Raw genomic sequence first — 25,463 nt, forward strand, 5'->3', positions numbered from 1 at the left:
GCCCTAAAAAAAGATGTACGTAAAGTATTTTTATCAAAAGTTTTAAAACTATACATTTTGTCTAATTTTAAAATAGTACTTTTTAATAATACATGAGGAATTCAGTTTAGGAGACATTCTATGATTGTTATGTTTTTTGAGAGGAATAAACACCATTTATTTAAAATATAAGGAGATTTAAAAATATGCAATCGATAGATGAACAACTTAACGCGCTAAAAAGTGGGATGATAGATCAAATTCACGTCACTAAGGAAGAGTTTTTAGCATTTAGAGAAGTACTTGTAAAAAGAGAAGATTTTAAACACTTTAGTGGTAATGCAATGCAAGGTGGAGATATAATATATACTTATCTAACGCATCCAAGAAGTTAATGTGCTAATGTACATTACTTTACTTTAAATTGTCGGTATATTCTGATTAGTATAAGGGGTTTATGTATAGATAGTAGAGGGAAATATACAATTTTCAAAAGGAGAGTTTTCTAATGATGGAATCTATTCTAAAAAGGCTAGAATATACAAGAGAAAAGATGATTCAATCTGCGATAGAAAATGGTGTAACTAATAGGGAAACTATTCGATTAAGCGAAGAGCTAGATCATTTACTTAACGAGTTTCATTCCCAAGTTAAGCAGCTAAGCACATCTAAACAAATCGACTAGTAAATTGGAGAAGATATGAATGGATTCAGCTTTAATCAAACTAAAAAAAGAATTGAACCAATCTATTATAGGTAGACAAAAAGAAATCGATTTTATGCTAATGGGTTTGTTAGTTCAAGGCCATGTGCTATTAGAAAGTGTACCTGGATCTGGAAAAACAATGATGGCTAAATCTTTTGCAGAAGCCATTCAAGGAGAATTTAAACGAATACAATTTACTCCCGATGTTCTTCCTTCAGATGTAACAGGAATTAGTTACTTTCATCCTCAGAAGCAGGAGTTTATTCTGCGGATGGGTCCAGTAATGAGTAATATTTTGCTTGCAGATGAAATTAATCGTGCCACTCCAAGAACTCAGTCCAGTCTTTTAGAGGCGATGGAAGAGAAACAAGTGTCAATTGATGGTGAAACTATTAAGCTACCTTATCCTTTTATGGTAATTGCTACACAAAACCCAATAGAATCACAGCAAGGTACCTTCCAGTTACCTGCTGCTCAGCTAGACCGCTTTTTATTTAAGCTTAATATTGGTTATCCAACCATGAAGGAAGAGAATTACATTTTAAAACATTTTGGTCAAGCTCCTGGAAAAGTTAAAACTAAGCAAGTGGTTACTCTTGAGAAAATTGAAGAATGGTCTAAGCAAGTAAATAATATTCAAGTTCATGAAGATATTTTTACTTACATCATACAAATTGTACAAGGCACGAGAAAACACCAGTACATAGAACTAGGGTTAAGTAGTCGAGCTTCTTTAGCTATGCTACAGGCTTCTAAAGCCCACGCCTTCATTAATGGTAGGGAGTATGTGACACCAGACGACGTAAAGAACATCATAGATCCTGTTTGTTTGCATCGCCTTAGATTGTCCTCGCAAGGAATGTTAATCCATGAAATATCTAATATTATGGCAGAATTGATTAAAGAAATTGAAGCACCTGTTGAGGCAAGTATATAATGACGTGGAAACGTAACGATGTAAACTATAAGTATATAAAAATATATAGGGATATATTGCTGATCAGTGGGGTATTTCTTTTTATCTTTGATCAGCATGTACTTTTCGTTATTATTTTCTTTTTGTTATGTTTCGTGTTGATTCAACTGCTTTACTTTCAAAAAGTTGGTAGTGGACTTACTTTTGTAAATGAGAAAAAAAGAGTTAGATTAATGAAAGGGACTACCTCACATTTTGAGCTGACTTTTAAAAATAAAGGTATGCCGATTTGGAATGGCACCATTACAATAGCATTCCACGATTCAGTTGCTCCAGTTAGAGCCAATAATATTTTATCTTCAGGATTTTTTGAGGTGAATGTTCCTTTTTCTATTGGATACAATAAAACAGTTACGATACAAGTACCTATAGTTGGTAGTCGAAGAGGTCTTTCGAGGTTTAGAGGCATAGATATTAATATCCCTCATCCTTTAACGGAAGGTTCTATTATATTGAATTACCAACCATACATATTGATGGATGCAATGGTTTATCCAACTATCTATCCAATCAAAGAAGAATTTCTTCCTACTCGACTTAAGCCTGGAGAGCTGGAGTTAAATTCTTCTTTGTTTGTTGACCCGTTCTTCCCTATTGGTACTAGAGAATATGAACAAGGTGATCAGTTTAACCATATTCATTGGAAAGCAAGTGCAAGGACACAGCAGCTTCAAACCAAAATTTTTACAAAAGTTACTAATGTATCGGTATTATTTTTAGTTAATCTTGCAGATGGGTATAGGATGGTTCATGATTTTGAGGAGAAGATAGAGTGGCTAGCATCTAATGTGGAAGCTTGTTATAAGGCAAATGTTCCCTTTGGATTTGGCTTAAATATTCGAGCATCAGGAAAGAGACCATTTGTATTTGTTCCTTTAGGCTCTGGTGATGTACATAGACTAAATGCTTTAGAGTTACTTTCTATTCTATCGGTTAGCAATATCACTATACCATTTGAAAATATGATTAAATATATTGATAGTCATGAGGAAATACCGGTGTCTGTTCGAGTTTTTTCTCATAATATGGAGAAGTATCATTCCATATTAACCCCATGGGAGCAGAAGGCCATTGTCACATATCTGACTGAGCAAGAGGAGGGAGATTATGTTAAATAACTCCACTCAAACTTTCCATATACAAAAATTGTCCTATGAAAAGTACCTGAAGGATATGTGGATAGTTAGCTTGTTCTTTGTTTTATTGTTAAATGAGACTTTGGTAAGTTTGCCGTTTCTATGGATTGGTATCCAAATTTTTACCGTGCTGGTTGCCCAGTATACTTTTTCGAAATTTGGACCTAGTTTAATCATCGCTTTTATTATTCCTACGGTGTCATTACTTTTCCTCTTTTTATTTGGAGGTCCCTTTTGGCTATATTGTATTGGGGTTCTAATATCTGTGTGTTGCTTACATTATAGATATAATGTAATTCAGTTGGATGAGGACAGTGATAATCCTTTTGCCTTACTGTCATTAATGGTATTTTTCTCTATCCACTTAATTTGTATTATGCTTGTGATCGAAAATTATAAAATCACTTTATATAGTGTCTTTATAGGAGGAGTTATTTTCTTTGTAGGGTTAAGGCTATTTAGTGTTTGGAGAAAAAGTTACAGTCATACAAAAGAATCGTTAAACCAATTTGCACTTTATTATTTAGTTGGTTTGTCCGTTATCTTTCTTTTAACTTTCTTAAGCTTTTTGATTTTTAGCCCAGTGAGACAACTTTTAGGTGTGATCCTCCAAGGGTTGTTTACTATTGTGATGTTGCCTTTGACACCTTTGCTCATTTTAATTGAAAAATATTTGAGTAATTTGTTCAGCGAACCAGCAGAGGAAAGAGAACAGGATATTGTAGCAAATGACGGTATAATGGATGGTTTACGTCAAGATGAATCTGAAGCAATTACTTCGTCATTTCCAATAGAGTGGATCCTATTTGGGGCCTTAGGTATAGTAATACTTTTAATTGTTACTTATATTATCAAAAAGAAAATAGAATTTCCTGTGGAACAACAACGAAATAATTTCATTTATAAAAATGATAATTTGGCTATTCAGGATGAAGAATTATTAAAGCAAAGTACCATTTATAAAGTTGAAGCTTCATTCCTTAGAGAGCTTTACTTTGAATTTGAAAAAGAGGCAACATCATTAGGATACAATAGAGAAATGAGTGAAACTGTTAGGGAATGGTTTAAAAGAATGTCATGGGAGGTAAAAGGTGAATTTTTTTCTACTTATGAAGAAGTAAGATATGGTGGTCACATGGTAGGAGAAGAACAGGCAGATATTTTTATAGAAGAATTGGATAAAATAAAAAAAATTTTAAAAAAAGAGGTTTAAATAAATGTGAGCAGGGCATATTAATAAAGAACACAGCAACATTCTCATTTCCCCCTTTTTAAGGATCATCCACTGGATGGTCCTCTTTTTTTGTCTAAATTTATCATTTGCGTATTAGTTATTGAAATAAATTGCACTTCCCTTTATGAATGGACAGGTTGCTGATCCATTAGAATGATGCAAGGGACAGTTAAGAGACAAAACAGTTGATGATAGTTTATCGTTCGCCCGGATCATCTGCACTTCCGAAAAGTGATATAAAATTTCTCTCTTTTCAATCGTCCCTGCCTTACATCAAAACCAAAATTATGAAATGGATTAATCATTAAAGTGAAATTTTAAATAAATTTGTTTTACTTTTCTGATAAACTGTATTTAATACAAATTATATTGGAGGAGTTATTTATGACGGAGCAACTCAAAATAGGTTTTATTGGCACAGGTGTAATGGGTAAAAGTATAGTTAAGCATTTACTAAAAGCAGGTCATGAGGTTAGTGTATACACAAGAACTAAGGAGAAAGCAGAGGAGTTACTTACTTTAGGAGCAAGGTGGGTATCAAAGCCTAGTGAAGCTGCTAGCAGTGTACAATACCTCTTTACCATGGTTGGCTATCCACACGATGTAGAAGAAGTTTATTTTGGAGAAGAAGGAATATTCTCAATAGAAAACAAAGGGTTAACTGTCATCGATTTAACAACATCCACACCTACTTTAGCAAAAAAAATTGACAATCGCGCTAAGGAGCTAGATATGCAATCCCTAGATGCTCCAGTGTCGGGTGGAGATATAGGTGCTCAATTAGGAAAGCTATCCATTATGTGTGGTGGAGAGAGGGAAACCTTTGACAGATCTTTATCAGTACTGAAGCTATTTGGTGAGACCATTCTACATGAGGGAACTGCGGGCGCTGGACAACATACTAAAATGTGTAACCAAATAACGATTGCATCTAATATGATAGGAGTCTGTGAGGCACTTACATACGGAAAGAAAGCTGGGTTGGAATTAGAACAAGTATTAAGAGCAATTTCTACTGGTGCTGCTGGTTCTTGGTCATTGAGCAATTTAGCACCTCGAATGATTAAAGGTGATTTAGAGCCGGGATTCTTTATCAAGCATTTTGTTAAAGACATGAAAATTGCTTTGGAGGAATCAGAAAGAATGAATTTGACATTACCTGGGTTAGAGTTAGCGAAGTCATTATATGATCAATTAATAAGTGACGGATATGAGGATAAAGGTACTCAAGCACTAATAAAATTATACGAATAATATAGTAATATTTTACCTCTGTATGATACAATTGGTATAATCGTGAGTGTGGAAAGGAAGATTTTTTGTGAATGACCACAAAGGAATATTACTAGAAAGCGGAACCAATGAATTAGAAATTGTAGAGTTTCAAGTAGGTTCAAATAGATTTGGCATTAATGTGATAAAAGTAAAGGAAATTATTCAACCTATTCCGGTTACTTTTATTCCTCTTGCACATCCGCATGTGGAAGGCATTATTCAATTACGAGGTGATGTTCTACCCGTGATAAATATGAGTAAAGTTTTAGGTTTGCCCATGCAATCTACAAGTGAGCAACAAAAATATGTTGTTGCAGAATTTAATAAACAAAAGGCTGTATTTCACGTAGACAATGTAACTCAAATACATCGTATATCATGGGATCAAATAGAAAAGCCTGGTTCCCTATATCAAGGAGGATCTTCCCACGTAATAGGAGTTATTAAAAGAGACGAAGACATGCTCTTATTATTAGACTTTGAAAGAATTATTGTGGATATAAATCCTGAATCAGGAATGAGTATAGATTCGGTGAAGAAATTAGGCCCAAGAGAAAGATCTAACAAAAAAATTGTAATTGCAGAAGATTCACCTTTGTTAAGGAAATTATTGCATGATACTATGCATGAGGCGGGTTATGTAAACCTCGAGTTCTTTGAGAATGGGAAGGATACTTTAGCATACCTAGAGGAATTAGAGAAAGTCTCTCCAGATGTATCGGAACATGTTCAAATGATTGTAACCGATATTGAGATGCCACAGATGGATGGGCATGCTTTGACAAAATCCATTAAAACCAATAGTAATTTAGCCAAACTGCCAGTAGTCATTTTTTCAAGTCTGATTACAGACGACCTTAGACACAAAGGTGACTTAGTAGGAGCAGAAGATCAAGTTAGTAAACCAGAAATTACTGAACTAGTTTTAAAAATTGATAAATATATACTGTAACAATATATAGAAATTAAAAGAGGGATTCTCAAAGCTAATGCTAGCTATGAGAATCCCTCTCCATAATATTAAATCAAATATACACTACTCAGCGTTAAAATAGGGTTAGGTAACTAGAACATTATAAGGAAGAAGAAATACACTTTTTTGACTGATAAAAGTGTTTGCTTCTACGAAATTTTATCGATCTAGGTAAGATTTCATCTTACTTGGGCGTCTATTGGAAACACGAGCAAACTTCGCAGTACAAGATGTAGAGTGATTAGTGGACTTGCTTTTAGTAGCTTTGGGAGGTCCTATATAATCGGTTAATAATTGTTTAGCCATTCTTATACTCATTTTCCTGATAGGGTTTCTATAAGTATCATCTAAATGACCGAGATGTGGTAATGTTTTAAAATCTTCTTTAACCGGAAGAAGGTGGAAATAATAGTCAGCACACTGAACTAAAACGGAGGATTGCTGTTGGCTATTTCTAGGATTACGCACAAAATGAAGACCAATTTTACTAGCTTTTTTTTCTGTAATCATTTTTTGAATAGCTAATTTTTTCAGCTCATAAAGGGGCTTGTTGTCTATAGCAGTTTTTGCATGTCTATTAACTGTATATATTGCAGTCGCTAACTGCTTGTCTGATTCAGTAGTCATAATAAGTACACTCCTTTCTTTTACTCTTACTATACATACTATCATACCAACTAATGACCTAATTGTGTACACAAATCAAAAAAATATTATATAAAAATATTTATTAGTATTTTTATTAAAAATTACCATTATTTGACGATACAAAAGAGAGTACAGTGTGTTGATTTTTGCAATATGTCTTATACGAGGCTATGGAGGCTAACATGAACAATTACGAACAGCTTAAGATGGATGATTACTTAGCAGATATGATTCATGAACAACCCAACCTGATCACTTGCCTATTGCAAAAAAAGGAAGATGGTTCTCATGTAATTATTTATACAAATAAAAGTGCCAACAAATTTTTAAAAAGTGCGATAAATTTAAATAATTTCACGCAAGAATTATGGATTCAATTAGAACCACTTTTTGTAGAAGAGGCCAAGCAGAAAGTCTACCATAACTTTGACATTATATTAAATGACCAAGTTTATACATTTGATATTACAATAGCGCCAATGGGAGAAAAAACAAGAGGGATATATGGTTTGTTGATGGTTGATCAAACGGCTAAACCCCATTTTGATCCCTTGCTAGAGGTTCAAGAAAAATATCATTCGTTAATAGAACACAATCTAGACACCATATTAGTTATTGACCAAGAAGGTAAAATTCAATACGCAAATAAAATAATAAATACAGTTTATGGATATAAGTCGAATGAGTTATTAAATATACCATTTGAAACATTTGTAGGAGAAGAATCTCTGTGGAACTTCCGCAATATCATGAGCCATGTAAAGACGGGCAAAGCTACCGAAATGCAGAATTGCTTGATACAACATGAAAAAGGCCATTTTATAAGTACAGATCTAAAAGCAATTCCTATAGTAATTGGTGGAAGTGTAAGTGGACTTCATATAGTTCTGCGAAATACGGTAAGTGATACAGAGGAGCAGGAGCAACTATTCTATCTTGTTTACCATGATCATTTGACGGGCTTATGGAATAGAAGAGCATTAAAAGAACACTTACATGAAAATATTAAAGACGCTCAAAAAACAAATAGTGAAATATCTATTATACGAATTGACCTTGATCGATTTAAATTAATAAATGAATCATTGGGTTATACATATGGTGATGAGTTACTAAAAAAAATTGCAGATCGTTTAAGTTTATATATTGATAAGGCGAGTAATTTATATAGGCAAAGTGGAGATGAATTTGTTTTTTTATTAAAGGGAAAAACAAAGGAAGATACTAGTGCATTTGCGGAAAGTATATTAACGGAACTTGCCAAACCGATTTATTTAGATCATCAAGAGTATTTTGGTACAGCCTCTATAGGAATATCGATGTTCCCTTATGATGGAGAAAAAAGAGATGAGTTATTGTTAAAGGCTGATCAGGCTTTATATGTGGCAAAAGATAGAGGAAGAGCTCATTATCGATATTTTCAGGAACAGATGAATTTATCTTTTCCAAATGCAGCATTGATGGAATCACATTTAAGAAGAGCAATTGAAAAAGACGAGTTGTCTATACATTATCAGCCACAGGTCAATCTATTGACTGGTGAGATAAATTCATTCGAGGCTTTGCTACGTTGGAATAATCGCAAGTTTGGATATGTCTCTCCTATGCAATTTATCCCTCTAGCAGAAAAGTCAGGAATCATATTCAAGCTCGGAGATTGGGTTTTAGATGAGGTTTGTAGACAGTTAAAGCAATGGCAAGATAAGGGCTTCCGAATGGCGAGAGTTGCAGTCAACATTTCACCTCAACAATTTAAACAAGATAATTTTGCTTTTAAGATTAGAGATAAAATTAAAAAATTCAATATACTTGCCTCTTCTTTAGAGGTAGAAATTACAGAAAGTGCGATGACCGACTTGCAGAATACTTTCACTATTCTAAAAGAATTGAAGGATATTGGAGTCGTTATTTCAATTGATGATTTTGGAACCGGTTATTCCTCACTGAGTTATTTAAGAAAGTATCCAATCGACATTATAAAGATAGATCAGTCCTTTATAAAAGACATGGAAACCGACGAAAAAAGCGCTGCTATTGCAACGACGATTATTCGTTTAGCTCATAGCTTAGGCATGGAAGTAATCGCTGAAGGAGTAGAAAAAGATACCCAGGTGGAAATCTTAAAAGCAGCGAACTGTCAAAAAGCTCAAGGATTCTTTTTTAGTCGCCCTATCCCAATAGAGGATATTAACAAATCATATATGAATTATCAATAATCATTGTAGACCCATGAGAGAGCACAAAGGCTTTTCTACGGGTCTTTTTTTATTAGTATAGACTCTATCAAGCCATAGTGCTTTTCTTATAAGGGTATGATAAAATATTGAGTGAATGTTCATTCAATTTTAAAAGGGGTGTGTTTTCATTGTTATTAAAGGGGAAAACGATTATTGTCACTGGTGGTTCTAATGGGATGGGTAAATATATGGCGATGGCTTTCGTAGCCGAAGGGGCAAATGTCGTCATTACTGGTAGGGATAAGGAAAAGCTAGATAATGCAAAATTAGAGATCGCTCAGAATGGGGAACAAGTGGAAGTATTTCAAATGGATGTACGAGATCCTGAGCATGTTGCAGCAATGGTTGAGTTTACGGATAAGGCATTTGGTAGCATCGATGGCCTAGTCAATAACGCAGCAGGCAACTTTATTGTCGAGACTTCGAAGCTTTCGCCAAATGGTTGGAAGGCTGTAATCGATATTGTACTAAACGGTACCTTCTATTGTTCAAATGCTGTAGGTAACTATTGGATAAATAAAGGAACGAAAGGTTCTATTATTAATATGCTTGCAACCTATGCTTGGGGAGCAGGGGCTGGGGTAGCTCATTCTGCTGCCGCGAAAGCAGGCGTGATGTCCTTAACAAGAACACTAGCTGTGGAGTGGGGAAGTAAATACGGTATACGAGTTAATGGAATTGCCCCAGGTCCAATTGAACGCACGGGTGGAGCAGGGAAGCTTTGGGAATCAGAAGAAGCTGCTAAAAGAACAATTCAAGCGGTTCCTCTAAAGCGTTTAGGTAAACCAGAAGAAATAGGCGATCTTGCAACATTCATGATGTCAGACAAAGCTGCTTATATGAATGGAGAAATAGTAACGCTAGACGGTGGACAATGGTTAAATCAATTTCCATTTTAAAATAAATGTTAACTTCATCTGAAAATGATGAATTCCATAAAAAATAATAGCGGGCATGTAAAGTATTGCGCTAAATTCCTCGTATACCGAAACATCTTTAGAGATGTTTGATTAGCGATGTCCTCATTTGAATTTAAAAATAATGAGATGTTGTAAGCGATTTCATAGTTTTTTATTCCTTTCATATGCTATCATAGTTTTATAGGTTGTGTTTTCCAATTAGGAAAACAGACAAAGGAGTAGGATTCAATGATATTTGTAAGTAGTAAGGACTTTTTGCAAATTCCTATTAAGGATTACATTATTTCAGCAGATAAGGTTGCTCATGTGCAATTAGGAAATAATGCAGAACATGCATTGCTTGTGTTAACAAAGACGGGTTATTCTTCAATCCCAGTCCTAGACGTAAAGTATCGTCTGCAAGGACTTGTTAGTACTCAACAAATTACAGATGAAATACTTGGACTTGAACATATTGAATATGAACGATTACCTGATTTAAAGGTTGATCAAATTATGAAAAAGGATATTGCTTCTATTCACGTGAATGAAAAATTTCAAAAAGGTTTAGATCTCTTAGTCAATAACCCATATGTATGTGTTGTAGATGATGAGGGTACTTTTATCGGTATTTTAACAAGAAGAGTTATTTTAAAGCAGATGAAAAAGTATTTATACCAATCCCAGGAACCTCAAGAATGATCTAATATAAATAGCTGTAGCTAAGCATAATAATAAGACACTTACTGGTTGGGTTGAACAGTAAGTGTCTTATTTTGTGGGCAAAATAATTGGAGGTATTTAGATTTCATTCAAATTTCTTAAGTCGCACCCTGTAGCTACGATAAAAAAGAATAAAATACTCGTGTTTGGTTGAAAAAAATTCCCTATTTCTCTTTCCGTACGATTGTTATGACTTTAGAATTAAATTAGATTACTTAATAAAAGAAATAAAGTATACAATTAAGATGACTAAGTACTATACCGATAAAGTAATCTCAATTGTAAGGAGTAAAATGGAATAATTATGACGAGATGAATGAGAGAGATAAGTCCTGCAGTAAGTATAGATACATGCTTGTAAATTCTCCTGTGGAACATGAACCCATTGAAATAGTAACCAAACTTAAAGAAAGAGGGTCAATAAATGAATTCAGATTATCTTATTATCAAAACATTAGCTGAAGAACAAAATATGCGTAAGGCTGCAGAGCGACTTTTTCTTTCTCAACCAGCTTTATCCTTACGTCTGCAAACCATTGAAAAGGAATGGCAAACAAAGTTATTCTTAAGATCTCAAAAGGGTCTAACAGCTACTCCTGAGGGAGAACTTGTTATTGAATTTGCTAACAGTATACTCCAGCAAAGAGAAGAACTTTTTGAGACTTTACAATCTTTAAGCTCTAAGGTGCATGGAACATTAAAAATTGCGTGTGCCTCTATAGTAGGTCAAAATTGGCTCCCAAAGGTGTTAAAGGATTTTGTCCAAACGTATCCAGAGGCTAAGGTTTCTTTGTTAACCGGTTGGAGTTCAGAAATTGTGAAAGCCATTTATGATGGAGAAGCTCAAATAGGCATTGTTCGAGGCCAAACGGATTGGAAAGGGAGCAAAATGCACTTATTTAGAGATACTCTGTATTTAGTAGACAAAGAAATGACCAGCATAGATGATGTGCTAACAACAGAAAAGCCTTTTATCCAATTTAAAAGTGATTCGAACTATTATCAAGAAATTCAGCAGTGGTGGCAGAAACACTTTTCTGTAAACCCGAAGCGTCAAATAATTGTAGATCAAATTGAAACGTGCAAGCAAATGGCTTTAAACGGTATTGGATATGCTATTTTACCTTCCATTACACTGACAGGCCATGAGGATGTAAATAAGATCCCGTTAACTAATAATGAAGAAGAGTTTGAACTTACAAGGGATACTTGGTTAATCGGGTATGACAGCTCATTTGAACTTCCACAAGTTGAGGCATTTGTAAAAATTGTGAATGAGCATGCGAAGAAATTCCACTAAAGGAACTTTTTTGGGTGAGAAACGTACTAAAAGATATAAATAATAGGAGGGAAATAATATGCAGATACGCAAGTTTGCTTTGGCAATCGCAGCACTTTTTATCATTTTTTGTATTCAGCCTTTAGATGCCTCAGCAGCTCCAAGCTTAAAGGTCAAGACTACTCTAGGTTTTGACGGTAAGGCAAAGTACGGAGAGGGACTTCCAATAACGATCACTGTAGAAAATTCAGGTGATGCTTTTTCGGGGGATATCGTGCTTGATATGTTCGAATCTTATAATTTAGGCAATGGACAGGCAATTCCATTTGAAATTGGTGCTAAAGAAACAAAGACAGTTCAAATTGCCGCTTCGGGATTAAGTGACGACTATTTATACTCCAACTCCAATACAAAGCTTGTACACTTTTATGAAGGGGGCTGGGAAAAGGGGAAATCGATTGACTATAAAGGCTCCAAGAATTTAAAAGTAAACTTTATGGACCCATCCACGACTTTTTATTTGACTATGACTAATAGTGCCGACCGTTTAACTTTTTTAAATGGTTTTAAACAATCGAATAGTCAAGTAGTCCATTTAAGTCAGTTAAGTGACTTCACTTATCCGACGGAAGGTATAGCTTGGCAGATGGCAGATTACATATTTATAGATGAGTATGTGTTGGCAGACCTTTCTAATAGTCAGCAACAGGCACTAGTTGATTATGTTAGTTCAGGGGGAAATATTATTGCTGGGGCATCCGATAATACTTCCGCAGAACTTGGATTATTAGCAGAATACTTACCTTTCCAATTGCAATCGACCACCAAAAGTCTCTCACCCCAAACAGTAAGCTCTATAACTGGAGAAAAGGTATTATCAAATGATTTAACTGTATATGAGGCTACTTTAACTGAAGGTTCACAGCCCTTAATTAATTTAGAGGGAACATTACTGGCTGGCCAAAAAAAGTTAGGAAAAGGGGCAATTATACAAACAACCTTTTCTTTAGGTGATACCCCTCTCGCAAAAGACGAAGCGTATCCAGAGTTAATGAAAAAGATACTGAATCCAATAAAAACGCAATCTAATAATTATATGTATGGAAATAACCTAAAGGATCAATTAGTTCACGATATTGGTAACACCAATTCTCTTTTTGCTTCTTTCAAAGTATCGACTCCTTTAATGATAGGAATTGTAATCATTTATATGCTTTTAGTAGGTCCTTTACTTTACCTCATATTGAAGAGAAAAGATAAAAGAGAATATGCGTGGGGCATTATTCCGTTACTTGCTATTATAACTTCCGCTGCCATATTCGGTTACGGTGCAAAGGATCGCATTGCCAAGCCACAAGTTCAACAATCCTCGTTTTTATATGTGAATGAAGATAGCAGTCTTAGTGGGTATTATGCAGAATCGATATTAAGTAACAAAGGGGGAGAGTTTGCTTTTACGTCTCCAAATAGTACGTCTATGGTTGCAAATAGAGCGTACAACTCCTTTACAGGCGAAACCGTTAACATTCATGAAAACGTAATACTTGAGAAGAGTGCTTCAAACTCAGAGCTAACATTCCGAGATCTTGGATATTGGTCTGTTTCTTCTTTTTACGGAGAAACATATATTCCTGAGGTAGGTAAAATAGATTCGAATCTTCGAGTTGAGGCAAGTAAACTATCAGGTACTATAACCAATAGCTTCCCGTTTGCACTTAAAGACGTTTCTATCTGGTCTGGTTCCAAATTAATAAAGCTAGGAGACTTAGAGCCTGGGGGACAAATGGAAGTCAATAAGGACATAGGATCGATTATGCTAAGTCCAACTTCTAATCCTTATATTAATAATGGTGGTAGCTGGGGCCAGAATGCTGCGAATCAAGACGATTTAATAACACAACGTAAAAAGTCTCTGTATTCGACGAGTAAAACTATGGAACAACAAGCAGCCAAACCTGCTATTACTGCATTCGTGGAGGATAATGTACTACCAATTGAGCTGAAAGATAAAAAGGTAGAAATGTCTGCACTTCATTTGTTGATACAACCATTTGAGGCAGAAACTATTATATCAGGTGATTTTACACTTCCTTCCACGAGCTTTACGGTTAATCTGGAAGCAGATGCTATGGGTAAATACATGGAACCAATGGAAAATAGTAACTTCGAGTGGTATTTAGATGACGGAGAATACATTACGTCATGGAAGCTACCAGAAACTATAGCAGTAGAAGACGTAACTTATACCCAATTACAAATAGCTAATACGGATCGAAACTCGCAAACAATCGAGCTATGGAATAATAAATCAGAAACATATGAGCCAGTAGATGAAAGCAGATTTACTATAAAAGAAAATATTTCCAATTATATTAACAAAGATGGAGTAATTATATATAAATTGACGAAGGACTCTATTGATGGAAATTCTTATACACGACTTCCAGAGGTTCGCATGAAAGGGGAGGTTAAGTAATGATTGAGATTAAGGGATTAACTAAAAAATATGGCTCTTTTTACGCTTTGAATGATTTAAATTTAACTTTACACGAGGGCACTGTTTTTGGATTTGTAGGAGCAAATGGTGCAGGCAAATCTACAACCTTTTCTATTCTTGCTACTCTATTACAACCAACTTCGGGGGAAGCTTTTGTTAATGGTAAAAGTGTTAAGACAGACCCTCACGAGGTTAGAAAACAGATTGGCTATATGCCCGATTTTTTCGGAGTTTACGATCAACTAAAAGCGAATGAATATTTGGATTTTTATGGTGCTTCCTATGGTATTCCAGAGGCTGAAAGAGCGGTTTTAATACCTCAGCTACTTGAATTAGTGAACTTAACACATAAGCGTTATGCATATGTAGATCTTCTTTCTCGAGGGATGAAACAGCGTTTATGCCTAGCTAGGGCATTGATCCATGATCCAAAGGTATTGATATTAGACGAACCAGCATCTGGCCTAGATCCACGTGCACGTATCGAAATGAGAGATATATTAAGACAGTTGAAGGAAATGGGAAAAACCATTTTAATTTCTTCTCATATATTACCCGAGCTCGCTGAAATGTGTGATGAGATTGGAGTCATTGACGGTGGTAGGCTAATTGCTCATGGCTCGGTACAAGAAATACAAGCTCAGCTTGCTGGTGAAAGACGTATTACTGTCAAAGTAAAAGGATTGCTTGAAAATGCAGCCACTTTCTTTGAGGAGGACCCTTTTGCATCTAAGGTAGAGAGCCACCCAGAGAAAAATGCTATTACGTTTAGCTATAGAGGATCAGAAGAAGACCAGATTAATTTACTTAAAAAGGCAGTAGAACAAAGCTTGAAAATCATATCTTTTGCTGAAACAGAAACAGATTTAGAAGATGTATTTATGGAAATTACGAAGGGGGCGAAGTAAGTTGAAGCAAGCTTTAAATAATCCGGTGCTTATAAAAGAGATTAAACTACGCTTTCGCTCTCTGAAAAGCTTTACAGGTATATTATTTTATCTCATTGCTATGTCAATTTTTGTATTTGGTTTTATCCTATTAACGACCTCATTTACAGGCACAGGGTATTTTAGACCAGAAGAAAGTTTCTTTATGTTTGTGATGCTTACCTATATTCAGCTCGGTCTTATTCTTTTCATCACACCAGGTCTTACAGCTGGAGCTATTAGCTCGGAGCGTGAGAAGCAAACCTTGAATATATTGTTAACAACATCTCAAACCTCTTTTCAAATTATTATAGGAAAGCTTTCTTCATCTATTGCTTTTTTATTGTTACTTTTAGTCGCAGGCTTGCCTGTCTATAGCTTCGTATTCCTATTTGGTGGAGTTTCACCTGGACAGCTTGGCTTAATCTTTTTATTTTTCTTCATAACTATGATGGCAATTGGCAGTATAGGCATTATGTATTCCACTATTATTAGGAAAACAATTGTCTCTATGATTGCTACCTATGGGACGATGATTTTTTTTGCAGGGGTAACTGGATTTATTTATCTAGTCCTTACTGGTATGAACAGTATGGCTACGGGAGCACTAGCAACTTCTCCTCAGCCAATAGCTCATTTTTTTGCAACGATCAATCCAGTTGTCCTAATGTTAAATTTAACAATGTCCAGTTCTGAAAGCTTTATCGGTCAAACAACTAATATAAACTTTCCAATATGGGCAGGATATGCAATTTTTTATGTATTACTAACCGTACTAGCAATTTTTATAGCTGTAAGAAAATTACGTGTAAATATGAAGAAATCTAAGTGAGGAGTACTATAAATGGAGAACAATAACAGATTAATCCAGTGGATTAAAAAAGCTAAATATAGCCTAGTAATTGAACACTATTTTAGAATGCTTCAAGGAGCTCTATTTTACGGATTTCTTTCTGTTGCTATCATTTTCCTAATATCTCGCTTGTTTGTCTTACCATATTACACAATTTATGCCTGGTCTTTAGCATCTCTTGTTTTTGCCATTTTTTTAGGATGGGCATTTTGGAAAAGACCAAAGGAGGAAATAGCTCTTCGACAGTTGGATGCTTATTTCCCTGATAATGTTCTAATGACTGCCGTTTCATTTATGCATAATAAAAGCCCCCTCGCTCAAGGTATTTTGCGCAAAGCTGAAACTAGTGGGGGAGTAGCTTTTGAGGCATTTAAAAAAAGAAAAAAGAATTATTTTGAAGTAAAATGGATGGTCGGGTTAATAATGTCATGTGCGGCGATTCTTTTGTTATACACGTTTCCCGCGACTACTCAATTAGAAGCAAAAGATATTGAACAAGAAAAACAAATAATAAGTGATATAAAGAAGGAAGTAGAGAAACTAGAGAAAAAAGATTTATCTAAAGCAGTAAAAAAGGATTTAGAGGAATTAAGGGAATCATTGAAGGATACAGAACTTGCTGAAGAAGCATTGAGAGAACTTATAAAAAAACAAAAGGAGCTTGCTCTTAAGGAACAAAAACTAGAAGAAAAGAAAAATATGGCTAACTCAGATGGATCAGAGGGAGCCTCTTTAAACGAAGCGGAGTTAAAAGAGCTTGCTTCCTTAAAGGAGTCTAATAGCGCATTGGCAAAAAGTTCAGCATCTGCTCACTCTACTCTAAGTAAAATGGGGAAAAAGCTTCCATTTTCCTCGAACAATATAGCACAAGGTAATACAAATTCAAATAATAACAGTAACAATAACCAGCAAGGCCAAGGACAGCAAGGTCAAGGCCAACAAGGTCAAGGACAGCAAGGTCAAGGCCAACAAGGCCAGGGTCAAGGTCAAGGACAACAAGGCCAGGGGCAAGGTCAAGGCCAGGGGCAAGGTCAAGGTCAGGGTCAAGGTCAAGGCCAAGGCCAAGGGCAGGGGCAAGGTCAAGGCCAAGGCCAAGGTTCAGGAGGACAAGGCGCTGGTAAGGGTTCTGGAGGAAGGGACCTCCTTTCTATTCCATCTAGAATAGGTGGTACTGGAGATACGAGTGTAGACAGTGGAAGCCTTGGCGAGGGTGACTCTTCTAGTGAAGAGCCAGCAGAAGCACCAACAACTAGAGGTACGGTTAAATCATACGAGGAAGTCATCAATGAATACACGGACTCCTATTTAAAGAGTTCGGAAAGAATGCAGCTCCCTTCTGATTTACAGAGGATTGTTCAGGATTATTTCTCATCCGTAGAAAATAACGATTAATGGAGGAAACTATGGAGTTAACAACTGAAGACTATATCAATATGAGTAAACGTTTAGAAACAGTTCGCCAGGAAATAGGTCAATTTATTGTTGGACAAAAAGAGGCAGTAGAATTTTCTATTTATTGTGTTTTAGCAGATGGTCATGCACTTTTAGAGGGATTGCCAGGACTTGGGAAGACTATGCTTATCCGTACAGTTTCTGAAGTACTTGACCTTTCCTTTTCACGTATTCAGTTCACCCCTGACCTCATGCCATCTGATATTACGGGGACTAGTATGATCGAACGATTAGAGAGCGGAAAACAACAATTTAGTTTTCAAAAAGGACCTATATTCAGTCAGATGGTTTTAGCAGATGAAATAAATCGTGCAACTCCTAAAACTCAAAGTGCCCTCTTAGAGGCGATGGGAGAGAAGACTGTTACGGTCCTCGGAGACACCAAGAAGATGGATCGACCATTTTTTGTATTAGCAACACAGAATCCAATTGAAATGGAAGGGACTTATCCATTGCCAGAAGCACAAATGGATCGATTTTTATGTAAGATAATTGTTTCCTATCCAACTAAAGATGAGTTAATAGAAATTACAAAGAGAACTACGGGAAGCCAAGATATTCGTTTGAACAAAGTAATGAATGCAGAAGATCTGATTATTGCTCAACAAATGGTTAAGGAAGTATTGATTGCGGATGACATGTTAGAGTATGCAGTTGATCTTATTGCAGCTACTCACCCGGAATCTTCTGTCGTCCCAGAAGTTCAGCAATATGTTCAATATGGGAGCGGCCCTCGTGGTTTGCAAAGCCTTATTAAACTAGCAAAAGCAAGAGCCTTGGTTTCAGGACGTTATCACGTTTCGATAGCTGATATTAAAACCGTAGTAAAGCCTGTACTAAGACATCGTTTGTTGCTTAACTATGAGGGGGAAGCAGAAGGTAAAAGTACGGATGACTTAATTGAAATTATTTTACAAACAGTGAAGCAAGGACAAAGTGTATGAGTAAGGATTACTTGATCCCAAAAGATTGGACTGGAAAGCTAAGTCGATTGTCTATAGCAACCAAATCTAAACTACGTGGACAGCATAAAGGGTCTCATCGCTCCCAAAGATTCGGTGCTTCTCTAGACTTCTCAGATTTCAGGGAATACACGCCTGGAGATGATGTTCGTCAAATTGACTGGAATGTTTATGCTAGAACAGATAAGTATTTTATCAAACGTTTTTTAGATGAACAGGAAATGAGAGTACATATTCTACTTGACTCCTCAAAATCGATGGGAGAAAAAGTAAAATGGAATTTTGCTAGGCAATTAGCAGCTTCCCTAGGTATCCTTGTACTTCAAAGAGATGATCGACTTACCTTTTCCATGGTTTCAAATGAAAAAGTTCCTCCTTTCAGAAGAAAAGGGGCAACCTACCGTAAAGCGTTTGCACAAGTAATAACCGATTTGAATCCGCCGTCTATGGTAGACTCCTTTGCTAAAAATGCAATCTCCTTTCTGCCGAAAGACAGTACTGTATTATTCCTTATTACGGATTGCTTGGAGGACATAGAGCATTTAAGAACTCTTATACAAAAACTACCTCGCTTTGCGGGTGATATACGACTGTTACAAATTGTTACGAATGAGGAGTTAACCCCTTCTTTTTCTGGTGATATGCAGTTGGAGGATGTAGAAACCGCTCAACAATTAAATATATCTATGTCTTCCAGAGTAATAGATTCCTACAATGAGGAAAGAAAGCTGCATCAACTTGCTTTAGAAAAGTTATGTAGTAAATTCGGTATCAAACTAATACAGGTCAATGCAGATGAGGGCATTTCTCATGTCCTATTTCATCAACTACTAAGAGCAAATTGGGTGCAGTGAGGTGAGTACATTTGGGTTTTAGTCAATTACCATATTTATGGACAGCAATATTTCCAGTAGTTGTTCTCCTTTATTATTTCTTCCGAAAAAAATATAGGAAGCAATCTGTTTCATCTACGCTTTTTTGGGAGGAAGTAATGAAAGAAACGAGGGCCTCTCCTTATTTACAGCACCTTCAAAAAAATGCCTTATTTTATCTTCAGATGTTAGCGATGATTTTACTTGTTCTTGCACTGATTCAGCCTTATTGGAAAAAAGAAGCACTTGCAGGAGAGCAGGTTATCTTTGTCGTAGATACATCCGCTAGTATCGAAGTAAATATTAATAATACGAATTTATTTGACCTTCATAAACAAGAAATGCTTGATATGATTGAGCAGTTATCTGGTAAGCCATTCACCCTTATTACTACAGGAAATGAACCAACTGCTGTATTAAAACAAGAAACAAATATAAATCATATAAAAAATGAAATAAATAAATTAGAAGTGACATATGAGGATGAGGCATTTTCCAAAACACTAGATTTTGCTCAATCTTTTTTTCAAACGAAAGATACTTCGGTTTATGTATTCACGGACAAGCTTGATCAACAGACACTACCCCTACACTATGAAAATGTCAGTTGGAATGTTATTGGACAGCCAGCGGAAGTGGATAATATATCCATTAAACGTTTTGGGGCTACAAAGATGAAAAACGGAACTTCAGCATTGGTCCAAATTGACAATCAAACGAACGAAGAACAAAATGCCTCTTTAACCGTATCAAATGGAGAGAAGGATATTATAAAAGAGGCGGTTATTTTGCCACCTAGAGAAACGGTGACTCTTTCTTTTAATGAGTTGGAGGAGGCAAGCTTTCTTAAAGCTACTATTGATGTTTCTGATGATTATCTCCTAGATAATGAAATGGTTGTATTTATGCAAGACCAGCTTTCTAAGATTTACATAGATAGCTCGCTACATACATTGGTTCGTACGGCATTTCAATCACTAGGGATTGAAATGAGCAGTATACCATCGGAGCAGGTAAGCTTAGTAAAAGAAGAAGGTATTCTCGCTACCAATCAGTTTGGTTTGATAAATCAAATGGAAAGACCAGCCTTATTTATTGGAAGAAATGATGTGACGCCAATCGAAGTGAACGGTAATGTTCAAACTGTGGAGCACCCGTTATTTTCTTTTGCTGATTTATCGGATATTTATGTGAGCAGTGTATACCCAGGAGTAGAAGGCTATTCTACAATTGCAACGGTCGATAATAAGCCCTTTATACAGGTATCACCCAAAGGCGATGTAGTCGTGCTTTCCGATATACAAATGACTGATTGGCCATTAAGTCCTTCCTTCCCATTATTTATGTGGAGCGTAAAAGAACAGCTATCCAATAGTAATCTATATTTAGGAACATTTACTCCAAATGAAAGAAAACCTCAATCGTTAGGCAGTACGACGAACGAATGGGAAATATATACGATGGAGGACTCCTATTTATATTCTATTGAAAATGGAGGAGCCTTTATGGCACCAAGGGAGCCCGGTGTGTATGTTATACGTTCAGGTGAAAAAGAAAAATACTTTACGGTAGCATTATCACAAAAAGAAAAAGAAATTTCCAAAGGAGCTTCTTATTCCATTGGTGCTCAGAAAACAGATAAGCAATCCGAGAATCATGAACAATTTTCGCTAGTTCCATTTCTAATTGTTTTATTGCTCTTGTTGTTTGTTATCGAGTGGGAGGTGCAAAGACGTCGTGGATTTACGAGTTGATCAACCACTATTGCTATTAATATCACTACCTATTCTTATTTATTTTATATGGATATGGAATAAAGACAGAAAGCATTGGAAGAAGGAAGGTCTTGTAGTTTTCTTTATCCGCCTGCTTGCTATTTTTTGTTTAATACTTGGTCTTACGAATCCGTATCTATTAATGCCGATCAAAGAGGAACAGGTAGTTTTCCTTATTGATCGTTCTGCTTCTGTTCAAGGTACGGAACAACAGGTTTCTGAGTGGATTGAAAAAAGCTTAGATGCTCAAACAGACAAACATCTAGTTGGAGTTTATTCTTTCGCTGAGAATTTTCAGTCAGAGATAGCATTAACGAATGAGGATATAAAGCTACCTGTCTTCAGCCCAATGGATTTACCTGGTAATACAGATATAGCTAAAGCGTTGCAATTATCTACTGGAATAATTGATCCCAACAAAGCTACACGAATTGTTCTCTTTACCGATGGAATTGAAACAAGTGGCTCGGTGGCAGACGAACTCATGAAAATGACAGGTAGTAATGTAACTGTTGATGTGGTGGAGCTTGAGAGAATATCATCAGAGGATGTAGCGATTACTACATTTGAGACACCACCTGTAGCCTTTGAAGGAGAACAACAGCAGCTAAATGTAGAGTTAGAGGCTACTAAGGCAACTAATGCAGAGCTATTACTTTATCAAAACGATGAATTACTATCTAGAGAACAAGTATCCTTAGAACAGGGCTCCAATAGTTTTACATTCCGTAACACGTCTAAGGGTGAAGGTCTGTTGAAATATGACGTACAGGTGATCGTTCAAGGGGATGCTTTAATCGAGAACAATAAGCTTACGAGTGTTACGAATGTAGAGAACTCTCCAAGACTGCTGATTGTCACTAATGAGGATGCTACAACTAATATTACTCAAGTAATTGACCAAGAGGCAATTACTACAGATGTTATCTCTGCTAGTTCCTTGCCATATGATTTATCAAATTATCTAGCCTATGATGCAATTATTTTCGACAATGTTCCAGGGCATCTTGTTGGAGAGCAAAAAATGAACGTCATCGAACAGGCAGTCAAAAATTTTGGTACTGGATTTATGATGGTTGGCGGACAAAATAGCTTTGGACTAGGGGGATATTTTAAAACACCTATAGAAAAGTTATTACCCGTTGAGATGGAAGTGAAAGGGAAGCAACAATTACCTTCATTAGGACTTATTATAGTGATGGATAGGTCAGGAAGTATGGCTGGCTCTAAAATGGAGTATGCAAAGGAGGCCGCTGCTCGTTCGGTTGAAATGCTAAGAGATGATGATCATTTAGGCTTCATAGCCTTTGATGATAAACCATGGCAGATCATTGAAACAGAGCCACTCACAGACAGGGAAGACGCGGTTGAAAAGATCCTTTCTGTAGGCGCAGGGGGAGGAACTGAAATATATTCAAGCCTTGCGCAAGCATACGAGCAGTTACAACCATTGAAGCTACAACGAAAGCATATCATCTTACTGACAGATGGCCAGTCAAGCTCGTCTAATGACTATCAAACTTTAATAGAAGATGGAAAAGAGAACAATATAACTGTTTCCACTGTAGCGGTTGGTCAGGATGCAGACCGTGCTTTATTAGAAAGCCTTGCAGAAATGGGAGGTGGAACTTTTTATGAAGTACAGGATGAATCTACCATTCCAGCGATTATGTCTACTGAAACGGCGATCATCTCCAGAACCTATATAGAGGATAATCCGTTTTACCCTACTATTTATGGAGACCCGACCTGGTCTAGTTTGTTTGTGGAAGGAGTTCCACAGATGAATGCATATATTGCAACCACTGCAAAACAAACTGCAAATGTTATTGCACAAAGTGAGAAGGAAGATCCAGTTTTAGCTGAATGGATGTATGGGTTGGGAAGAACACTTGCCTTTACTTCTGATTCTACTGGTGCCTGGAGTGGAGATTTTGCTCGTTGGAATAATTGGGGAGATTTTTGGAACACAGCAGTCTCTAGAATGCTCCCATCCTATAGTGAAGTGCCATATACGATTCAAAAAGCAAGTGATGGAAGCTATACGGTAACAGATCCATCTGGAAAATCATCCTTTATAGAAGTGGCAGCGGTCAATGAAAAAGGGGAGGAACTAGAAGTAAATTCAGAGCCATTGGCGCCTGGAAAATCACGTGTCACGGTTGAGAGCGAGCCAGGACTTGTATTTTTCCGAGTTTCCAATGAACAGGACGCTGTCTATCAAGCTGGAATATCAATTCCTTATAGTGAAGAATATAAGGTCCAACAGCCAGATGTCCAAAAACTACAGCTTATAACAAATAGAACTGGTGGAGAACTTTTAAGTGAACCAGCAGAGGCGTTTCGAGATATGGATGTCACTAGCTCCGAAAAACAGCCTATTAGACAGATATTAATATTAATTGCGATAATCCTTTTCTTTATCGATATAACAATCAGGAGATTTGGATTTAAACAGCTAATTTTACCATTTAAGAAACCTAAAAAAGCAATTACCCCTTCCACTACAACAAAGTCCAGTAATATGGAAAAGCTAGTGAGAGAAAAGAAAAAACGATAAAATGTAAAAGCGCAACAGAGGCTTGTTTCCTCTGTTGCGCTTTTATCATAGAATGACAGGTTTCTTCTTTTTAACCCAAACAAGTGTAATGACCCAAGTGCAAAGTAAAATTACAGCACCTACTAAAAACGGTATGTTAATATTTACGTCAAATAATATTCCAGCAAGTGCTGGGCCAATCATATTACCTAAGCTCATATAAGCATTATTCATACCAGCAGCAAACCCCTGCTCATTGCCAGCGAGCTTAGAAACGATGGTATTAACAGCTGGTCGAATCAATGTAGTAGCAATCGAGAAGACTGTTGCTAAAAACAAGATAAGCCAAAAGGAATCTACTAAAAAGAATAGAACTAATGAGACGGCTCCCACAACTAAGTTGACAAGAATAACGTTTAATTCACCAAAACGTTTAAATAAGCGATCAATGACAACTGTTTGAATAACCACTCCCACAAATCCACCTACCGTTAAAATAGCGGCTATTCTTTGCGGACTATATTCGTATTTGTGATCTACATATAAAGAAAAGGTTGCCTGGAAGTTGGCGATTCCAAAAGAAAATACAAAAATAATAAATAACATCATAAAGTAAGGTGTATAAATCGAGCTTTTCATTTGAGTAAGAATATTTTCACGTTTTTTTATAGCTGGATTTAAATCAGTTATTACATTTTTAATATCAGGCAAAATGATTAAGGATACTATTGCGGAAAGAAAAGAAACTACCGCGGCCATATAAAATGGAAAGGATAAACTAACTCCTGCTAAAAATCCTCCAATAGCCGGCCCAATCATAAAGCCTAGTGACATGGAAGCTCCAATGAACCCCATACCTTTCCCACGTTCTTCATAACTTGTGATGTCAGCGACAAAGGCCATCGTTGCAGGTACTAAAAATGCTCCTCCAACTCCACCCATAAATCTTGCAATATAGAGCATCCATTCTTGAGTAGCTATCCCAAACCATAATTGTGAAACAGCGAAGATGATCAAGCCAATAATGATCATTTTTTTTCTTCCATGTTTGTCAGATAGTTCACCCGCTAATGGGGAAAATATAAATTGTCCTAAGGCATAGGATGCGATAATAAAACCTAAGGCTTGCCCAGCAACTCCAAAAGTTTCTAAATAAGAAGGCATTACTGGAATAACAATTCCTATCCCTGACATTACAATAAACATATTGAACATCAGAATATATAATGCGAATTTATTTCTTTTCTCTGTCATAACGACTCCTGCTTTCTCTCGTACTATTATTCATCTATCGATAATATCATATTTTCCCATTAATACATACTTTCGTGTCCCGAAAAGTTATACAATTTTCTTCAATTAGAGTACTGTGTAAAATAAATAATAGCAATATAAAGTATTAATGATATAGCTGGTTTAAGCATATACAGAGGACGCTTTCGACGGGGGAAGTGGATAAGTCATCATTCGTCGCGACAATGAACGTAAGAGTAGGATTAGATTGAATGATCTGCAATGATAT

Annotated in this window: 21 protein-coding genes; 19 read left to right on the forward strand and 2 right to left on the reverse strand. The window is 36.1% G+C overall.

Annotated elements, in window-relative coordinates:
- Positions 1–185: 185 nt before the first annotated feature.
- The 7 genes from HF876_RS04610 (at position 186) to HF876_RS04640 (ending at position 6,258) form a co-directional block, all read left to right on the forward strand.
- A complete protein-coding gene (locus HF876_RS04610) occupies positions 186–374 on the forward strand; it encodes a hypothetical protein (protein WP_169358891.1) in 189 nt (62 codons plus the stop codon).
- 113 nt (positions 375–487) lie between these two features.
- Positions 488–664: an aspartyl-phosphate phosphatase Spo0E family protein gene (locus HF876_RS04615; protein ID WP_169358892.1), complete on the forward strand. Its 177-nt coding sequence runs from the start codon at positions 488–490 to the stop codon at positions 662–664.
- A 19-nt stretch (positions 665–683) separates the two neighbouring features.
- On the forward strand, positions 684–1,622 hold the full coding sequence (locus HF876_RS04620) for an AAA family ATPase (RefSeq protein WP_169358893.1): 939 nt from the start codon (positions 684–686) through the stop codon (positions 1,620–1,622).
- Positions 1,622–2,779, forward strand: coding sequence for a DUF58 domain-containing protein (locus tag HF876_RS04625; RefSeq protein ID WP_169358894.1), 1,158 nt, complete (start codon positions 1,622–1,624; stop codon positions 2,777–2,779). Before HF876_RS04620 ends, HF876_RS04625 begins: the two co-directional genes overlap by 1 nt.
- A 70-nt stretch (positions 2,780–2,849) precedes the next feature.
- On the forward strand, positions 2,850–4,010 hold the full coding sequence (locus tag HF876_RS04630; RefSeq protein WP_205964007.1) for a DUF4129 domain-containing protein: 1,161 nt from the start codon (positions 2,850–2,852) through the stop codon (positions 4,008–4,010).
- Positions 4,011–4,415: 405 nt separating this feature from the next.
- On the forward strand, positions 4,416–5,285 hold the full coding sequence (locus HF876_RS04635; RefSeq protein ID WP_169358896.1) for an NAD(P)-dependent oxidoreductase: 870 nt from the start codon (positions 4,416–4,418) through the stop codon (positions 5,283–5,285).
- A 67-nt stretch (positions 5,286–5,352) separates the two neighbouring features.
- Positions 5,353–6,258, forward strand: a complete 906-nt coding sequence (locus HF876_RS04640; protein WP_169358897.1) for a chemotaxis protein CheW — start codon at positions 5,353–5,355, stop codon at positions 6,256–6,258.
- 180 nt (positions 6,259–6,438) lie between these two features.
- Here HF876_RS04640 and HF876_RS04645 read toward each other — a convergent pair whose 3' ends face one another.
- Positions 6,439–6,906 carry a YkyB family protein gene (locus HF876_RS04645; protein ID WP_169358898.1) on the reverse strand — a complete coding sequence of 156 codons (468 nt, stop codon included), beginning with the start codon at positions 6,904–6,906 and terminating at the stop codon, positions 6,439–6,441.
- Between the two features lie 203 nt (positions 6,907–7,109).
- Between HF876_RS04645 and HF876_RS04650 the strand changes: the two genes are divergently transcribed.
- The 12 genes from HF876_RS04650 to HF876_RS04705 all read left to right on the forward strand — a co-directional run bounded on the left by HF876_RS04650 (position 7,110) and on the right by HF876_RS04705 (position 23,962).
- Positions 7,110–9,143: a putative bifunctional diguanylate cyclase/phosphodiesterase gene (locus tag HF876_RS04650; protein ID WP_169358899.1), complete on the forward strand. Its 2,034-nt coding sequence runs from the start codon at positions 7,110–7,112 to the stop codon at positions 9,141–9,143.
- 149 nt (positions 9,144–9,292) lie between these two features.
- Positions 9,293–10,063: a 2,4-dienoyl-CoA reductase gene (gene fadH, locus HF876_RS04655; protein WP_169358900.1), complete on the forward strand. Its 771-nt coding sequence runs from the start codon at positions 9,293–9,295 to the stop codon at positions 10,061–10,063.
- A gap of 249 nt (positions 10,064–10,312) precedes the next feature.
- Entirely contained in the window at positions 10,313–10,765 is a 453-nt protein-coding gene (gene cbpB / locus HF876_RS04660; protein ID WP_169358901.1) for a cyclic-di-AMP-binding protein CbpB, read from the forward strand.
- Positions 10,766–11,210: 445 nt separating this feature from the next.
- On the forward strand, positions 11,211–12,086 hold the full coding sequence (locus HF876_RS04665; protein WP_169358902.1) for a LysR family transcriptional regulator: 876 nt from the start codon (positions 11,211–11,213) through the stop codon (positions 12,084–12,086).
- A 58-nt stretch (positions 12,087–12,144) separates the two neighbouring features.
- Positions 12,145–14,541: a hypothetical protein gene (locus HF876_RS04670; RefSeq protein ID WP_169358903.1), complete on the forward strand. Its 2,397-nt coding sequence runs from the start codon at positions 12,145–12,147 to the stop codon at positions 14,539–14,541.
- Complete coding sequence (locus HF876_RS04675; RefSeq protein ID WP_169358904.1) at positions 14,541–15,470, forward strand: ABC transporter ATP-binding protein; 930 nt, start codon at positions 14,541–14,543, stop codon at positions 15,468–15,470. The genes HF876_RS04670 and HF876_RS04675 overlap by 1 nt, the downstream gene beginning before the upstream one ends.
- A 1-nt stretch (position 15,471) precedes the next feature.
- Positions 15,472–16,320, forward strand: coding sequence for an ABC transporter permease (locus HF876_RS04680; protein ID WP_240949629.1), 849 nt, complete (start codon positions 15,472–15,474; stop codon positions 16,318–16,320).
- A gap of 12 nt (positions 16,321–16,332) precedes the next feature.
- Entirely contained in the window at positions 16,333–17,733 is a 1,401-nt protein-coding gene (locus HF876_RS04685) for a PCRF domain-containing protein (protein WP_169358906.1), read from the forward strand.
- Between the two features lie 11 nt (positions 17,734–17,744).
- A complete protein-coding gene (locus HF876_RS04690; RefSeq protein ID WP_169358907.1) occupies positions 17,745–18,737 on the forward strand; it encodes an AAA family ATPase in 993 nt (330 codons plus the stop codon).
- Positions 18,734–19,609 carry a DUF58 domain-containing protein gene (locus HF876_RS04695; protein WP_169358908.1) on the forward strand — a complete coding sequence of 292 codons (876 nt, stop codon included), beginning with the start codon at positions 18,734–18,736 and terminating at the stop codon, positions 19,607–19,609. Before HF876_RS04690 ends, HF876_RS04695 begins: the two co-directional genes overlap by 4 nt.
- An 11-nt stretch (positions 19,610–19,620) precedes the next feature.
- Entirely contained in the window at positions 19,621–21,381 is a 1,761-nt protein-coding gene (locus HF876_RS04700) for a vWA domain-containing protein (protein WP_169358909.1), read from the forward strand.
- Positions 21,365–23,962, forward strand: coding sequence for a VWA domain-containing protein (locus HF876_RS04705; RefSeq protein ID WP_169358910.1), 2,598 nt, complete (start codon positions 21,365–21,367; stop codon positions 23,960–23,962). Before HF876_RS04700 ends, HF876_RS04705 begins: the two co-directional genes overlap by 17 nt.
- 45 nt (positions 23,963–24,007) lie before the next feature.
- Here the strand turns inward: HF876_RS04705 and HF876_RS04710 are convergent, their stop codons facing one another.
- Positions 24,008–25,195, reverse strand: coding sequence for an MFS transporter (locus tag HF876_RS04710; RefSeq protein WP_169358911.1), 1,188 nt, complete (start codon positions 25,193–25,195; stop codon positions 24,008–24,010).
- Between the last annotated feature and the right edge of the window lie 268 nt (positions 25,196–25,463).

Origin of the sequence: Psychrobacillus sp. BL-248-WT-3 (genome assembly GCF_012843435.1) — a bacterium.
Lineage (GTDB): Bacteria > Bacillota > Bacilli > Bacillales_A > Planococcaceae > Psychrobacillus.

What these genes read in the sequence shown, in the direction of transcription:
- HF876_RS04610 (WP_169358891.1), top strand. Translation starts at nt 186, where the DNA reads ATGCAATCGATAGATGAACAACTTAACGCGCTAAAAAGTGGGATGATA.
- HF876_RS04615 (WP_169358892.1), top strand. Translation starts at nt 488, where the DNA reads ATGATGGAATCTATTCTAAAAAGGCTAGAATATACAAGAGAAAAGATG.
- HF876_RS04620 (WP_169358893.1), top strand. Translation starts at nt 684, where the DNA reads ATGGATTCAGCTTTAATCAAACTAAAAAAAGAATTGAACCAATCTATT.
- HF876_RS04625 (WP_169358894.1), top strand. Translation starts at nt 1,622, where the DNA reads ATGACGTGGAAACGTAACGATGTAAACTATAAGTATATAAAAATATAT.
- HF876_RS04635 (WP_169358896.1), top strand. Translation starts at nt 4,416, where the DNA reads ATGACGGAGCAACTCAAAATAGGTTTTATTGGCACAGGTGTAATGGGT.
- HF876_RS04645 (WP_169358898.1), bottom strand. Translation starts at nt 6,906, where the DNA reads ATGACTACTGAATCAGACAAGCAGTTAGCGACTGCAATATATACAGTT.
- HF876_RS04650 (WP_169358899.1), top strand. Translation starts at nt 7,110, where the DNA reads ATGAACAATTACGAACAGCTTAAGATGGATGATTACTTAGCAGATATG.
- cbpB (WP_169358901.1), top strand. Translation starts at nt 10,313, where the DNA reads ATGATATTTGTAAGTAGTAAGGACTTTTTGCAAATTCCTATTAAGGAT.
- HF876_RS04665 (WP_169358902.1), top strand. Translation starts at nt 11,211, where the DNA reads ATGAATTCAGATTATCTTATTATCAAAACATTAGCTGAAGAACAAAAT.
- HF876_RS04670 (WP_169358903.1), top strand. Translation starts at nt 12,145, where the DNA reads ATGCAGATACGCAAGTTTGCTTTGGCAATCGCAGCACTTTTTATCATT.
- HF876_RS04675 (WP_169358904.1), top strand. Translation starts at nt 14,541, where the DNA reads ATGATTGAGATTAAGGGATTAACTAAAAAATATGGCTCTTTTTACGCT.
- HF876_RS04685 (WP_169358906.1), top strand. Translation starts at nt 16,333, where the DNA reads ATGGAGAACAATAACAGATTAATCCAGTGGATTAAAAAAGCTAAATAT.
- HF876_RS04690 (WP_169358907.1), top strand. Translation starts at nt 17,745, where the DNA reads ATGGAGTTAACAACTGAAGACTATATCAATATGAGTAAACGTTTAGAA.
- HF876_RS04695 (WP_169358908.1), top strand. Translation starts at nt 18,734, where the DNA reads ATGAGTAAGGATTACTTGATCCCAAAAGATTGGACTGGAAAGCTAAGT.
- HF876_RS04710 (WP_169358911.1), bottom strand. Translation starts at nt 25,195, where the DNA reads ATGACAGAGAAAAGAAATAAATTCGCATTATATATTCTGATGTTCAAT.